Source organism: Sinorhizobium mexicanum (assembly GCF_013488225.1).
Lineage (GTDB): Bacteria > Pseudomonadota > Alphaproteobacteria > Rhizobiales > Rhizobiaceae > Sinorhizobium > Sinorhizobium mexicanum.
In genome coordinates this window covers 1,838,452-1,853,478 of the sequence record NZ_CP041238.1, presented here as the reverse complement: position 1 = coordinate 1,853,478, position 15,027 = coordinate 1,838,452, and the positions used below count along the sequence as shown (strand labels likewise).

General features: G+C 58.8%; 13 protein-coding genes and 1 pseudogene. 3 read left to right on the top strand and 11 right to left on the bottom strand.

All coding sequences use genetic code 11. From position 1 onward, the window contains the following. Nucleotides 1–99: 99 nt before the first annotated feature. Complete coding sequence (locus tag FKV68_RS08760; RefSeq protein WP_180941105.1) at nt 100–777, bottom strand: cell wall hydrolase; 678 nt, start codon at nt 775–777, stop codon at nt 100–102. Between the two features lie 197 nt (nt 778–974). Between FKV68_RS08760 and FKV68_RS08755 the strand changes: the two genes are divergently transcribed. Continuing rightward, nucleotides 975–2,087: a hypothetical protein gene (locus FKV68_RS08755; protein WP_180941104.1), complete on the top strand. Its 1,113-nt coding sequence runs from the start codon at nt 975–977 to the stop codon at nt 2,085–2,087. A 199-nt stretch (nt 2,088–2,286) separates the two neighbouring features. Here the strand turns inward: FKV68_RS08755 and qatD are convergent, their stop codons facing one another. After that, nucleotides 2,287–3,045, bottom strand: coding sequence for a Qat anti-phage system TatD family nuclease QatD (gene qatD / locus FKV68_RS08750; RefSeq protein WP_180941103.1), 759 nt, complete (start codon nt 3,043–3,045; stop codon nt 2,287–2,289). Between the two features lie 16 nt (nt 3,046–3,061). Between qatD and FKV68_RS08745 the strand changes: the two are divergent. After that, nucleotides 3,062–3,151 (top strand): annotated as a pseudogene (locus FKV68_RS08745) (HU family DNA-binding protein); the annotation flags it as partial. Between the two features lie 52 nt (nt 3,152–3,203). Here FKV68_RS08745 and FKV68_RS08740 read toward each other — a convergent pair. From FKV68_RS08740 to FKV68_RS08715, 6 genes are all read right to left on the bottom strand, one after another. Next, entirely contained in the window at nt 3,204–3,407 is a 204-nt protein-coding gene (locus FKV68_RS08740; protein ID WP_180941102.1) for a cold-shock protein, read from the bottom strand. Nucleotides 3,408–3,494: 87 nt separating this feature from the next. Continuing rightward, the gene (locus FKV68_RS08735; protein ID WP_180941101.1) at nt 3,495–4,595 is read right to left on the bottom strand and encodes an endonuclease/exonuclease/phosphatase family protein; all 1,101 of its coding nucleotides are present in this window, start codon (nt 4,593–4,595) and stop codon (nt 3,495–3,497) included. 247 nt (nt 4,596–4,842) lie between these two features. Continuing rightward, nucleotides 4,843–6,132, bottom strand: a complete 1,290-nt coding sequence (locus FKV68_RS08730; protein WP_246452560.1) for an MFS transporter — start codon at nt 6,130–6,132, stop codon at nt 4,843–4,845. 38 nt (nt 6,133–6,170) lie between these two features. After that, nucleotides 6,171–7,631 (bottom strand): APC family permease, encoded by a 1,461-nt coding sequence (locus FKV68_RS08725; protein WP_180941100.1) that lies wholly within the window; start codon nt 7,629–7,631, stop codon nt 6,171–6,173. 199 nt (nt 7,632–7,830) lie between these two features. Beyond that, entirely contained in the window at nt 7,831–8,775 is a 945-nt protein-coding gene (locus FKV68_RS08720; RefSeq protein ID WP_180941099.1) for a methyl-accepting chemotaxis protein, read from the bottom strand. Next, nucleotides 8,772–10,052, bottom strand: a complete 1,281-nt coding sequence (locus FKV68_RS08715) for a PDC sensor domain-containing protein (protein WP_180941098.1) — start codon at nt 10,050–10,052, stop codon at nt 8,772–8,774. Before FKV68_RS08715 ends, FKV68_RS08720 begins: the two co-directional genes overlap by 4 nt. A gap of 444 nt (nt 10,053–10,496) precedes the next feature. On the opposite strand from FKV68_RS08715, the gene FKV68_RS08710 reads away from it, so the two are divergent. Next, entirely contained in the window at nt 10,497–11,600 is a 1,104-nt protein-coding gene (locus FKV68_RS08710) for a mandelate racemase/muconate lactonizing enzyme family protein (RefSeq protein WP_180941097.1), read from the top strand. A gap of 65 nt (nt 11,601–11,665) precedes the next feature. Here FKV68_RS08710 and FKV68_RS08705 read toward each other — a convergent pair whose 3' ends face one another. The 3 genes from FKV68_RS08705 to FKV68_RS08695 all read right to left on the bottom strand — a co-directional run bounded on the left by FKV68_RS08705 (nt 11,666) and on the right by FKV68_RS08695 (nt 15,017). After that, the gene (locus FKV68_RS08705; RefSeq protein ID WP_180941096.1) at nt 11,666–12,601 is read right to left on the bottom strand and encodes an ABC transporter permease; all 936 of its coding nucleotides are present in this window, start codon (nt 12,599–12,601) and stop codon (nt 11,666–11,668) included. A gap of 39 nt (nt 12,602–12,640) precedes the next feature. Beyond that, the gene (locus FKV68_RS08700; protein WP_245181159.1) at nt 12,641–13,843 is read right to left on the bottom strand and encodes an ABC transporter permease; all 1,203 of its coding nucleotides are present in this window, start codon (nt 13,841–13,843) and stop codon (nt 12,641–12,643) included. Between the two features lie 103 nt (nt 13,844–13,946). Next, entirely contained in the window at nt 13,947–15,017 is a 1,071-nt protein-coding gene (locus FKV68_RS08695) for an ABC transporter substrate-binding protein (RefSeq protein ID WP_180941094.1), read from the bottom strand. Between the last annotated feature and the right edge of the window lie 10 nt (nt 15,018–15,027).

Genomic DNA, 15,027 nt, shown 5'->3' with positions numbered 1-15,027 from the left:
GACCGAGTTCTGACTACGCGTCAAGCGACTGACGCGCCCTCGTCCGAACGCAAACGAAGCCGCTCCAAAAGAGCGGCTTCGCGCGGTAGTCCGGAAGCTTTAGTCGTGGATGACCACGCGGAAGGCACCAGGCTTGTACTTTACGAGATCGCGCGAGGTGCCATGGTAATGCGTTGCCTTACCCGCACCCATGACGTAGCCGGACTTCTTGGCCTGTGCGACCACCGACCAGCCCCAACCGCGGAGGCTGCTCTGCGACGAGTACAGCGGATTGAGATAGTTTAAATTGTCGCCGACGCCCGATGGAACGCCCCGCGCCCGCATCTCAAGCCAGCGGTCGACCTCTTCGGCAATCTTGGAGGAGATGGCGCGGGTCGGCATGTTGTCGACGTTACCGTACGGCTTCAGGGATCGCGGACCGGCGATCGCGGAGAACTGGTTCTTGGCGTTGACGACATCCTTGAGCGAGCCCCAGTGCCCAGAACGCGTCCGGTTCAAAATGGTGTCGACAACGCCGTGGACCTGGTTCTCGAAGGCCGGGCTTTTCAGCGACCCGACCACTTCGGTGGTGGCGACCTTTTTGAGGTCGACGATATCCTGGCGGCTCAGCGTCAGGGTATTGAGCGCTTCCGGCGCGACTTCCACGCAGGCTGCCCCGGAGTTGACTTGAGTATTGTGCCGCATGGATTCCCCATGTACGGCGACGATCGCGATCACGCTCGCTGTCGCCAGCATCTTCATGAAGCTGCCGAACGATTCGATGACTTTCGCGGCCATGTCTTTTTACCCACGGTTGGGAGCCAGCACGGATGGGCTCCGATCGAGGCAAGCTGAACATGGTTGTAAAATTTCTCTGATTACCGCATAGCGTGTACACTGTACCGAACTTCACTGAAGCGTCCTACACTGGACGCCCCTTTCGTGGAGAAGCGCTTCGTGTACTCTGTTAAGCTCGGGTGGATGGAGGGCTGCCAGTGGATGACGTCGATGACGAATTCGATTTCTGGGAACCGAAAGAGAAATCTCCGCATGTTGTCCTAGCGGCAATACGCCTCGGTGTGCTCCGTCGCTTCCGCGATGACGCAAAGGACTTGGAGGCTACCGGGTTTCGTGAAAGGGAGCTGACGCTCCCGGAGGTCTTCAGACGCCTTCCTGATACCGACATCACGGATACCCATCTGTACCGCTTTCCGGCGAACCCGTATGGCATCTCGGGCGTAGACAAAGCACCGCCTCCTCTGACAAACGCGGTTATCTCTTTCGTGCAGGAGACATATCAGCCGATCTTTAAGTCGATGACGTCGAGGGCTCTCGCGGAAATGGAGCTCTATGTCGATGGCAAAGGAGCTTCCGACCCCGAGACGCTTCTCTCGTTCCGGAACCATTATGGCGGGATCGTCGACCTTCTGACCTACCTGCCGTTCGGCAGTAGGACGGTGGATTCCCAGGCGATCGTATGCCACTACCATTTCTGGAATTCATACATTTACGGGCGCATTCATCGCGGTGATGACAGCAAATCCGTAGCGAAGGAACGGGCGAACCTGAAGTCAGCTGCGCGAGAACAATTGGCCACACTACAGAAGATGGAAGTGCCTACTCGGTCTCCTTTGGCCACGCTCTTCCACTTCCAAAATCTGACGAACGAGATGGATATCCTTGCCGAGCTGGCTTCGCTCGGCGCGGTCAAGCCGTCGGCAATCAAGGACCGGGCAGACCAAACCAAATACTTCGAGAGAGTGCTGTGGTTCAACCAGTTGTTTCCGTGGCGGATCGAGGAGCCGACGCAGGCCCTCATAATTGCCGCCCATACCGGAAACGACCCGCAGCTATTGAGTCAATTCGGCGCTCTCGCCTTGAAGGCAGTCGCAGTCGCGCTGCATTGTGCCCTCAACAAAGGCACGTTCAACCGTTCTCACCCGGTTATCAATTACCGCGCGCCCCTTTTCGAAGACGAGAAGCCGCTGAAAGACCAAAAAATCTTGAAGGATTACTTTGAGAAAACGCATCCAATCCTCATTAAAGAACTGAACCTTCGAGAGATTTTCAAAAAGCCAGCTCCTACACGAAGTGCGTCCATCCGGTAAGACTTGCCGACGAAAGTGCGCTAAGTTCAAGCTCAGTTAAACGAGAGGAGTGCACATGAGAATGGTCGGAGGCAAACCCATCCTGCTCATCGAGGGCACCGACGGAAAGCCGGAACAGCCCTGGAGCTAAGCTTGGCTTGCTAGGACGCAAAGGCCGCCCCTTTCGGAGGCGGCCTTTTTCCATTTTAATTGCTGGTAATCATCCTGCGTTCGAAAGAGGAAACTTTGACGACTTTTCGACCAACGAGGCTAGGTTAGCGTGAAGCTGACGACGAACCTCGGTAACATCGCATTCCCAGTGTCGTGCTAACGCGTTTTCCGCATCGGACACCGCTCGAACTGGGTAGTCTATATCCGGGGTCGAAACGAACGGCGCGTCGGTCTCGGTCAGAATACGATCGCGCGGAAGCCGTCTGATCAAGGAGCCTGCCCGGCGACTTCTCAACATCGGCAGGCAGACGGAAAACCATGCACCTATTTCGACGGCCTTGTCGGCGTGAGACTGCGAACCTGAATACCAGTGAAGGATCGGCACGCCAGCTGCTCGATGTTTCGTCAGAGCTTCCACGACCTCGCCGCTTGCATGCCGGCTGTGAATTGATAGGAAGCGGCCACCGACCGACGAGCACGCCTCCAGCAATTCGTCAAAAACTTCCCTTTGGAGGTCGAGAAACGGAGCGCAATCGTCGCCTCCGTCGATTCCAACCTCTCCCACATACCGGGTTTCACCAAGCAGGCGTTTGAACAAGGCAACTTCGTTGTGCCGCTCTTTTACCAGCTGGGGGTGCAGCCCGAGCGCAGTCCGGATGCGCTTTCTTCCTTTGGCCGATTGCGCGGTCTTGGGGAAGGCCTTCGGAGTGTTGGTGACGGAGAGCAGATACGTCCCTGCCCGCTCGATGGCATCGGCCGTCCGTTCGGGCGACGGAAACAGGTCCAGATGGCAGTGGAAGTCGATCACACGTCGAACCCTTGGTCCCTCAACGGGACAGACGATAAAAGTCGCGGCTGCGAAGAAGCTCAATTTCTCGCCGGCGAAGGCGCTCAAGGATGCGCTCAACAAGTAATGGATTAATGAGGCTCCGGCGTAGTCGGGGCCTCACGCCAGGAATTTCGGTGTCAGGACGGCCTAACGTTTTCAGCCTTCGATTTTCCAGTCTTGTGATCTTGTCCTAAGTCGTATGACACCGTCTGCCCTTCTCTCAGCACGTCTCCATATTGCAGGGCTGAGACATGAACGAAAACGTCAGTTCCGCCTGAATCTGGCGTTATGAAACCGAAGCCCTTGTCGACGTTGAAAAACGTCACCTTGCCAGTCGGCATATTGACCCTCGCCTGTTCGTCACGTTGTAGGATATCCTGGATTTCGCCCCCCAGTCGTCCTCTTGGTTTCCTGCCGCCCTAATGGGGTTAACTGCGACGAGGGAGTAACCGCATCATAACCGGCCAATGATCGCTGACGCCACGGCCCGTCGTCGCATCAAAGCGGCGGGGTTCGATGAATCCCTTGTTGTCCTCGTCTACCATGGTCTGCTCCGGGTGCACGACGACAGTCCCGAAGCTGCCCAGATCGGCAAACCAGTTCTTTTCAGACGGGCGGGTCGCGCTGAGTTCAGGGTTCACCAGGATCATGTCGAGGAAAGACCAGGTGTTCCAATTATCCATAACGCGATCCACGAACTTGGTAGAGCCAGGAGCGTTGCAGCCATGGGTGACCAAGGGCGACACATACCAGTTCCCGCGCTGTAGGAGCCGCGAAAAACCCTCAGTCGGAGACTCGCCGCAGTTCACGTTGAAATCACCGGCAGCAATGGCAAGACTTCCCGCAGGCAAGGCAGCTGAGAGACTGCTCACCTGCTTCAGTGCGCGGACGCGGCACTCGAATGGGCTTGCGCCCGACGGAAAATGAACCCCGAAGATCGTCAAGTTCTCCCCATCGGGGAGCTTGACGGTGACCTGAAGAATATCGCGGGTCTTGCCACACGTTTGAGCCGCACTGCCGAAATCGACGACATGCGCCTGGGGAGTGCCCACGAGCGGCAGCTTCGTCAGCATGCCGACATCGATACCGCGACTTGCTGGCTCGTCGCTCGTGTCGAGTTGCACGACGTTGTAGCCTGCGCTTCCCAGGTGCTGGGAAACGAGATCATCCAGCACTTTTTTGTTCTCGGTCTCGGGAATAACAACGATATCCGGCAGAACCGGCATGGCCAAGAGCACGTCCGCGTAGCGCTTTAGCTTGGTGGCATATGTCGCGCTATCCCAATTCAACGTCTTGCATTCGTTGACGTAGAACCCGGACGTCCCGTTGAACTGCTCGCACCGGGCGTCGTGGGCCTGCCGGTTCTGATCTTTGACCGCCAGAGGCAGGTACGTGTCATCCCGCGGGTTCGAAAGGTCGTCTTCCGTGTCGAACAGGTTTTCAGCGTTGTAAGAAACAATGGTGATGGGCTGCGCCATCACAGAAGACGCCGCGAGCCATGTGGTCGCTAGGCCGATAACCAGACGCATTTCGTCCCCCAGACCGAAAACGAATCTTCGCTGAACTAATCGCAGCCTTCGACGGCCATTAGTGCGCTCAAAGATAAGCACAACTACGTAGCCGTGTATATGAGCCTACAGGTCTCGCGCAGAAATGGATTTAGCCGAGGCATCTCTCTAGCGGATTGTGGGAGTTATTCATCACGTACATCGGTCTGCTGCTCACTCCGGCAGACCTGCCTTGAGATAGCCCTGGATAAAGTGCTGACGATCGGCATTATCGCGGAACGGCTGCGTTTTGCCCCAATGCTGGGCCGAAAAACTCGGAAATTCTGAAAGAAATTCCCTCCCCACCTTGCGCGCTTGTGCGATACGTCCCAGCCGTGCGAGCGCGGCAGCAAGATTGCGTTTTGACCCCAAAGCACTCCCGACCTCGCTGCGGGAAGGCGGCGGTGCAGACCAATCCAGCGCAGATGACAGGCAGGCAGACGAGGAAGGCGTTGCGTATGCCGAAACCATGCGCCACGAGCCCGAGGAAAGGCGGCCCCAGAAAGAAGATGATAAACGACACCTGCCCGAGGGCAGCAACATTGACGTGGGCAGGCCTGTCCGTCCTCTGCACCACGGCCGAAATGGCGAGAGGATACACCGCGCTACACCCCGCTCCCATCATAGCGAAGCCGACGAGAGCGATCTGTGGGGTGGGAGCCAGCCACACCGTGGCAAGCCCGGCTCCCGCTGCCACCAGCAGAGCGGAAGCGACCGCCCTCGCCCCGAACCGGTCGACAACGGGGTCCGCAGTGAGGCGCGTGACTGCCATGAAAAGCGCGAAGAGGGTCAACCCCGCCCCGCCAACGAGTGGCTCAACTTCGAAGACGTCCCGCATGTAAATCGCCGACCAGTCTATGCCGCCGCCTTCCACGAGTAGTGCCGCGATCCCTATGAGGCAGAACGGCAGCATGCCCAATGTTGGTACCGCAATACGCTGCGCGTGAGCGGCAGTGCTTGTATGGCGTGGCGGAGCTTTACGCATTCCAAGGATCGCGACGCTACCGACGACAAGGGCCACGCCAAGCATCGCGGCTAGGTGGACGTGCATCGAGACTTCGGCTTGTCGGATCGGTGCAGATATGAGCGCGGTAACGAAGAACCCGACGCTCCAGAACCCATGGGAGCGGTTCATTACGCTCCTGCCCAACTGAGCTTCAATACGGTCGATTTCCACATTGAGGTTGATTTCGAGAAGGCCAGCGAGGAGTCCCTGTACGACAAGCAGACCGAAAACGTGAGGGGCGCTCGGCATCCACGGCACAAAGACGAGCACAGCAGGGATTCCGAGCACAGTCAGCAACGCCGTGTTGCGCGGGCCGAGCCTTTCGACGATCGACGACCCGAACGTCAGGGACAGGAGCGCCCCGATCGCCGCGCCGGTCAGGGTCAGTCCAAGCTCGGACTCGTTCAGCCCCAGCTTCTGCTGCAGATCCGGAAGTCTTGCCATCAGGGCTCCCATGGTCACCGCAAACAGGAAGAAGCAGACATATATCCGATGGTGCGGCAGCAGTTTCACTATCTTCTATTCTCCGCCGCCGCTTTGGCGGCTCTTAACTAGACCTTTTGACGCCCGATCGCCTCGAAGACGTCCGGCGAGCTCCTTCTGAGGTGGCTTGCGTAGACCATGCCGCCCACTAGCGCCAAGACCATAAAGCCCACCAATGCATAGCCGAGTTCAACGCTCCCAGTCATTAGATCGATGTTCACCGTTGCCAGTGCAGCACAAACCGCAAACGCAACTAGGCTGACCGCAGGAGCGTATCGAATCTTCCAGGAGGACACCGAAGCCTTGGATCCGCGCCTATTGAAAAAAAAGATGACGGAGAGTGACGTCAAGATGAGGAGGTATAGCAGGCCCAGCCCTCCCGCTCCTGCGAATGCGCCGTAGCCAACCACGGGATCGGCGTCGAAATAGATCAGCGCGCCGATAAAGAGAAGGAAGACCGCGCTCAGCAGCACCGAGGCTTTATAAGGCGACCCTAGATTGGGATGTACCGCGGCAAAGGACTTGAGGAAGACGCCGTCCATCCCCATCGAGTAGACGTAACGGGCGAGCACATTGTGAAGCGCCAGCGCGCAGGCGAACGTGCTGGAACACAGGAGGACCTCGAGGGTCATCGTGCCCAAATGGCCGAGGTACTTTCCGAACGTCGCGACTGCAGCACCCGCGGGATCGGTGGACGCTATCGAAACCGCGTTCCCCGCCCCGATTGCATTAATCAGGAAGAAGCTGCCCGCCGCGAACATGGTAGCCATGACCGCGATTGCACCATACGTCGCCCTCGGTACGGTTTTGTCGGGGTCGCGCGCTTCCTCCCTGAACACGGCCGTCGCCTCGAAGCCTGCATAAGACGTCACCGCGAAAAGAAGTCCGATCCCGATATTACCCGAAAGGATATTGCGCGGTGTTAGCCAGGACGTCTGCACGCTGGATCCGCCGTCAGTGTAGACCACGACTGCTATCCAGACCGCGACAATGAGGACCTCAGCTATCAATGCCACGGTGAGGACGTGAGCAGAAAGAGTGATCCGGCAATAGCCAAACAGCGACACAAGCACCCAGACGATTAATGCCCATTGCCACCATGACAGTGCATCGTAGCCGAGTATCGTCTTTGCGAGCTGCCCCCATACAATCGCCGTGAAAAGGTAGATACCCATGAGAAGGAGCACGTAGCATAGGATTGCAAGGAACGCGGACCCCAGCCCGAGACGCTTGCCCAGACCTACGGTGATGTAGGCGTAATAGGCCCCGGCATTGGGAACGTGCTTGGCCATCGTCGTGAAACCGACCGCGAATAGCGCAAGGAGTAGCGCCCCGGCGAGGTATGTAACGGGCGTGCCGAGACCATTCCCCATGCTAATGACGAGGACAGTAAAGTTGGTCACGACAGTCAGAGGGGCATTGAAGGCCAGGACAGTGAAAATGATGTCCCAGGTGCCCAATCTGCCGGTGAGACGGCCCGCCTCCTCCTGCACAGCTCGAGAAACATTCCTCGTTGCGAATCCGTCCATGCTATCCTCCACAGCTCGCGCTTGCGGCGTCGGTTAGCACATCGACATACCCGGTGGTCAAGAAAAAATTACCACAAGAATGCTCACGCAACCCATTTAGCTTGCGTCGGTGGGTCGTGCGGCACAGCGGTTCCAAAACGACAGCCCGCCGCGCGAAGGCGGCGGGCTCTGGGGGGCATGGCTCTGACGCTTGCGATGCCTAGCCGACGCTCACCTTGCCCGCGAACCGCACTACGTTGGTGGCCGGCGACGGCGAAATGCGGAACTGCTCGATGAGATGGCTGAGCGAGTATGCCTCGTCAGTCAAGCCGGCGCTTGCTGCAGACGTCTCCTCGACCATCGCGGCATTCCGTTGGGTAAAGTCATCAAGCTGGCCAACTGCGTTATTGATTTCCCTAAGTCCGGTCGCCTGCTCGGATGCCGAAGCGGAAATGTGACGGATGACCTCGTTGATCTGGAGGACCTGAGAAGAGATTCCGCGAAGGGCATCACCCGCAGTTCCGACCAACCCAGCTCCTGTTGCTACCTGCGAGGATGAGTTCTGGACGAGCGTCTTGATTTCCTTTGCAGCGGCGGCTGACCGCTGTGCGAGTTCTCTTACCTCCTGCGCGACGACGGCGAAACCCTTTCCGGCTTCCCCTGCCCGCGCTGCCTCTACCCCGGCATTAAGGGCCAGGAGGTTTGTCTGGAATGCGATTTCGTCAATGACACTGATAATCCGGCCAACTTCGGCGGAGGACCGCTCGATATCATGCATCGCTTCGATGGCCTGGACTACAACATTGGCCGAACGTTCGGCGTCCTTGCTGGCTTCGCCGACGGTCATCGCAGCCTGCTTCGCATGCTCGGCGCTCGCGTTGATCTGCGCGGTCAGTTCGCTAAGCGCGGCGGCGGTCTCTTCGAGGTTAGCGGCCTGCTGTTCTGTGCGCTGGGACAGGTTATTCACAGCCGAACTGATATCCCGCGAGCCGTTCGTTATGTTGGCCACCGAAGCGTTGACCTTCGTGACCATATCGACAAGCCCATCGACGGCCGAATTGAAGTCGACGCGAAGCTGGTCGTAGTTTTCCTCAAAGCGTTGGGAAAGGCGGAATGTGAGATCGCCAGCAGACAGGTGCCGCAGCCCCTCGCCAAGGGAGTTCACGACGTCGCGCTGTGCTGCGTCGGAAGCCTGGCGTTCGGTTTCACGTTGCTGCCTTTCCAACTCGCTCGCCGTGCGAGTTGCCGAGAATCAAGTGTCTTCGTCTCCGCAAGGCGGTGCCTGAAGCCATCGAGTGCCTGCGCGACCTTGCCGATCTCGTCGCCGCGATGCTGTCCTTCCACCTCGGTCGCGAAGTCGCCGCGCGCCAGCTTCCCAACCGCACCCACCAGACCGTCGAGCGGACGCTGAACGAGGTGTCGGACGGCCATGTAAAGACCGAGGATGACCGTCAGCATAACGCAGACGCCTGCCGCGAGCATCAAATAGGTCTGGTTTCGAACGGGCGCGAGAATGGCGGAGGTAGGCACGTCTAGCAGGAGCGTCCACTGGGCGTTCAAGCCCGGAAGATTGAACGGGTATGCGAACCGCATGAACTCCCCGTTGACGTCGCTCACCGTACCGATTTCGAACGGCTGCACCTCTCCGGACGCTCCTGCATCGCCGTCGATCGGGCTGCCCTCATAGGTCTTCATGGCGTTTTCCGGACGGTCCGCCACGAGCCATTTCATGTCCTGGGAGAGCAGCATCACCTTACCCGTGCCGAAAGGCTGCGCCTTCTCGACCTGCTCGGAAAGGCTTGAAAGCGAAACGTCGATGCCTGCCACGCCTATGAACTTGCCAGCTGAGATGACCGGATGGGCCACGGTGACCATTAGCACGCCCTCGGTATCACCGGTGCCGATCGTCGGCAGGCTCATATGCGGAAGAAGGGTTTTTGCCGCGGTGGCGAAATACGGCTCGCTCTCGGAATAGGGAAATGTCGAGAGACCTAGCGAAGAGTCCGCCTTGTTGCGGGTCCAGTAGGGACTCATGTGCCCCTCCTCGTTCGCACCGAGTTCGGTTCTGCCTTTCACCTCGTCTCGCTGACCATCGAAGCCTTTATCGACTTCCGCGAAGTAGCTGCCGAGCGCGAGCGGATTGTCCATGTTCGCCTTGAGCAGGGTGATCAGACCTCTCCTGTCGATCGTCTTCTCGCTGTGGCTGTGCGCGATCGACTTCGCAGTAGCTGTCGCGGCCCCGGTGAGCAGCGATACCTCGCCCACGATCTGCGATGCGATCGCCCGGGCTTCGGTAGCAGCTTTATCGCGGACGAGATCCGAAACGCGATCGCGCGTCTCCAGGATCAGCGCGGCATTCGACGCAATCAGCACGCCTGAAACGATCACCCCCGTGACCAGCATAAGTTTGGTCGCCAGCGAAACTTGTCTAGGTTTACTCATATTCTCGAATCCTTCGGAGAGCGCGAAGCTGCCGCGCCGTTGATCAAATGCCCATTGTTTTCAGCGCTGAAACCGCATCCCCGCCCAGCCCGCGGACACGAGCAAAAATTACGATTACAAACTTAATGTTCTGCTAAACGGACGGGTACCTAAAGATACTTAGTAGTATAATTTGGCTGAGAACACTGCCTTGAAGCTCACGGCGGCCCGAGATACTCAAAGGTTTTTCACTCGTCTTTATACGTTCGCAAAATGGGGCATGGCGTATGTTTTTGCTTGACTGACCGAATCCGCAATCCCAATCTGCGCGCAGCGGAGTGTGCCCCCGAGTAGAAACGGTTCGCCCCAAGTGGAAAGCGATTCTCGGAGATTTGAAGTCCGCCAATCGCGCTTGTGCCGGAGGACTAAGGCACTCAGATCATTCGTTACAAGTGGAGGACAACTATGAAAATATCCGGAATATCCCTGTACGCGCTGGAACTTCCGCTCGAGACACCGCAGGTGCTCTCCCGAGGCCGGGTGTTCGACAAATTCCACTCGACGTTTATCCGGATCGACACGGACGCGGGCATTTCCGGATGGGGCGAGGTCTGCCCCTGGGGCTCTTCTTATCTACCCGCGTTTCCCGGCGGGGTAAGAGCAGCCCTCATGGAAATGGCTCCCCAGTTGATCGGTTGCGACCCCACGCGACCTGATGTTCTGGTGCGGTACATGGACCGCATCCTGGCCGGCCACATCTATGCGAAGGCCGCCGTGGATTTCGCGCTCTACGACATCATAGGCAAAGCCACCGGGCAGCCCATCTACGAACTCCTCGGCGGAAAGGAAGAGAACGCCGTACCGCGCATGGCATCGATCCACCTTCACTCCCTTGATGAGACCAAAGCCGAAATCGAGCAGAAGAGGATCGCTGGCTATAAGAACTACTCGATCAAGGTCGGTCAGGGTTTCGAATCGGACGTGGCAACGATCAAGGCCGTAATGGAGCAACGGAAGGACGGGGAGTTCTTCATCTTCGATTCAAACGGCGGCTGGAGCCCTCACGAAGCTACGCGCCTGATGAACGCCGTGAGTCATCTGGACACCACCTTCGAACAGCCCTGCCTCACATACGAGGAGTGCCTCGACGTGCGCACGAGAACCCGGCAGCCGATCTCGCTCGACGAGTGCATGGTGGAACTCAAGGACTTCGTGCGCGCGCTTTCAGACCGCGGCTGTGAACTGGTTAGCATTAAGCTGGCTCGTGTTGGCGGCCTCACGAAAGCACGCGCGATCCGCGACCTCTGCCTTGCGTACGACATCAACCTTTTCATGATGTGCATGGCGGGCACGGTCATCAATGACACGGTAGCGGCCCATTTCGCCCAGACCATTCCGGCCAACCGCTTCTACGGCGCGTGGTCGTGCCAGGATTACATCACCGTCGACCCCGCCCCGCAGCGCGGTGCGCGCACGATCAACGGGCACATGCCTCCCCCAAACTTGCCCGGATTGGGTGTCGAACCCGATATGGAAGTTCTCGGAGCGCCGATAGCGGTCTTCAAATAACACCGTGATCACGGACGCGCACAGAGCTGGCGACAACGATCGCCAGCTCTTCCCGTCCGCGGATGCTAAGCCCTAATGCCGCGAAGCCGCTCGGAACGCCGCCGCAGGAGCTCCACCGTAGCAAGCAGCCCCGCCGACACCAAAGTGAGAATGGTAGCGGCCGCGAGGATCGCGGGACTAACCTGCTCGCGGAGCCCGCCCCACATCTGACGCGGGACCGTTACCTGCTGCGGTCCGCCCACGAAGAGCACCGTTACGACCTCGTCGAACGAGGTCGCGAACGCGAACAGCGCGCCGGACACGATGCCCGGAAGAATAAGCGGCATAACGACCCTGACGAACGTCTGTGTGGGGGACGCTCCGAGGCTGGCGGCAGCGCGGGCCAGCGACTGGTCGAAGCCCGTCAACGTCGCCTTCACCGTGATGACTACAAAGGGGACGCCAAGGGCGGTGTGGGCGAGGACCAGTCCGGTGAACGTCGAGGTAAGGCGACCGCAATCGAGCCCGATAATCCCGCAAGGGTTCGAGTAGAAAAAGAACAGCCCGGTGGCGATGATGACGATTGGAACGATCATCGGAGCCAGCAGGATGGCGGTGATCGTGCGCTTGAAAGGCATTTCGGGCCGCGTCAGGCCGAGAGCCGCCAGCGTGCCGAGAACGGTCGCGAGTACCGTGGACCAAATGCCCACCCACATGGAGTTCTTGGCGGCGTTAAACCATGTCGAGTTGTTCCAGAGATCGGCAAGCCAACCCATACCGAAAGCGGCTTCGGGCTGCTGCATCCCGAACTTTGCGAGCAATTCATACCATCTCCAGGAGAAGCCGTCGGGATCGAGAGTGAGCATCTTCTCTGTGAACGAAAAGTAGGGCTCGGCATTGAAACTCAGTGGGATCACGATCAGAACCGGGGCGACGAGGAAGGCGAAGATGCCCACGCAAAGCGCCAGGTATATCCAACGCCAGGTTCTCTCGGTCAGGTCTGCGTGGGCGGGAAGCTTCATCTTGTTGCTCCGTGGATGTTCCGCTTCGACGAGGGGGTGCTATCCCAGCTTGAGGTTTTCGACGCCGACGAGGCGGTCGTAAATCCAGTAAAGAACGAGAACTCCGACGAGCAAAATGAAAGCCAACGCAGCGGCCAGCGACCAGTTCGACGCGCTCAGGTGGTACTGGATCATGTTCGAAATGAGCTGTCCGTCCGCACCGCCGACCAGAGCCGGAGTGATGTAGTAGCCGACCGCCAGAATGAACACGAGCAGTGACCCGGCCGCGACGCCCGGGAGCGTAAGAGGCACGTAAATGCGACGGAACGCTGTCCAGCTCGTGGCACCTAGACTGCGGGCGGCCCGGACATACGCGGGATTGATCATGCGCATAACGGAGTAGATCGGGAGGATCATGAAGGGCAGCAATACATGCGTCATCACGATAATCGTGCCGACATTGTTGTATATGAGTTCGAGACGTCGATCCGTGTCGACGAGCCCGAGGGCTACAAGGACGTTATTGACCACTCCCTGCCGCTGGAGCAGCACGATCCAGCTGGAAGTCCGCACCAGAAGCGACGTCCAGAACGGCAGCAAGACCAGTATCAGCAAAAGGTTTGCCGTCGACTGGCGCACGTGTGCGATCAGATGCGCGATGGGAAAAGCCAGCATCAGACAGAGAAACGTGATGAGCGCCGACTGGGCGAACGTGCTGGCAAATAATCCGATATAAAGCCGGCGCTCTGGCGGAACTTGCTGGATGCTGCCGTCCTCGGCGCGCTGGCGATCAGCCGCGATGATGTAGTAGTCCAGCGAGTTCGGGTTGGCGGCGGCTCGCATCGCGTGCCATACGCGAGGATCGGCCCAGCGCGCGTCTTTCGCTATCAGGGCTTCCTTGTAGGGTGGCTTAAAGTCGCGGGACGCTCTCGCGGAAGACGTAAAGAGTGAGCGGGAGCCTGGGACAACGTCGTTTATTCTCGTCCCTGCTGCTCCAGCAGTCTTCTCCCGCCGCATCTGGTCGAGATCCGCCGCGAGCGCAGCGTAAGCCGCTTCGTCTGGGACCGTGCCATCGGTATTGGCCAAGAACCACGCGCCGAGCTTGGGCGCGGTCTGAGAAAACCCGTCGTTGTTGACCGAAAGGAAGAGGACCTGTCCGATGGGCACCACGAACGTGACAACGATGAAGAGAAAAAGCGGCGCGACGAGCAACATGGCGCGCCGCCGAGCCTTCTGACGCGCCGTCGAAAGCGCCAGCGTCAACGGACGGCCGTCTGCCGTGGTTAACTGAGTGATCGTATTCATGTCCCCTCCTCGCCTACGACAGTGAACGGGCGGGCCCTTCCGGACCCGCCCCGACGTACGGTCAGTTGGAGGTGAGCCAGGTGTTGAAGCGTTCTGTCAGCTCGGACTCATGATCGGCCCAGAAGTCGGAGGACACCGCCAGAGCGTTTTTGAGGTTGTCCGGGTTCGTTGGCATGTGCGGACGAATGTCAGTCTTCCCGTCCTTGAAGAAGTGGACGAGCGGAACGGCCGACTTGCGCGCCGGACCAAAGGGTAGTTCGGTCGCCATCCCGGCCAGTTGCTTCGTATCTGTCGCGAACGCGAGATATTTCTTGGCGTCTTCCAGGTGAGGAGCGCCCTTGGGAATGACGAACATGGCGAAGTCGTAGATCTGGCCGTCCCAGACCGTTGTAAACGGTTTGCCTTCGGACACGGCAGCATTGAAGAAGCGGTTCGCGGAACCGGAGGACATTGCCACCTCGCCGTCAGCGAGGAGGCGCGCGGCCTCGGCATTGGCCTGGTACCATACGAGGTCGCCTTTGACGCTGTCGAGCTTCGCAAAGGCACGATCTATGCCCTCCGGCGTGCCAAGAACCTTGTAGACATCCGCGGCAGGAACACCGTCGGCAATCAGCGCCATCTCAAGAGCGAACTTAGGCTGTTTGCGCAGGGCGCGCTTTCCGGGAAACTTCTTCGTGTCGAAAAAATCCGCCATCGTAACAGGGCCTTGCGGGAACTTCTTGTTGTCGTACGCGAACACCCACGAATAGACAACGGTAGCCACGCCGCACTCGGTGATGGCTCCTTCCATGAAATCGTCTTTCGCGGACGCGCCATCCGCCGACGCCGGGAGGATAGCCGGATCGACCGGTTCGAGCAGTCCTTCGTCGCACCCGCGGATCGCGTCCGGGTACTCGACCTCGACGACATCGACCGTCACGTTGTTGGCTTCCACCATGGACTTGATCAACGCCGTCGGATTGTCGGAGTCGACCATGCTGGACTTGATTCCGGTCGCCTCGGTGAAAGGCTTATTGAACGCGGCAACCTGTCCGGCACCGTAGTCGCCGCCCCACGACATGACAACGACGTCGGCTTTTGCCCCGGTCACGATCGCCATGAACATCGTGGTCGCGAGAAGATACTTCTTCATGTGCAGTTCT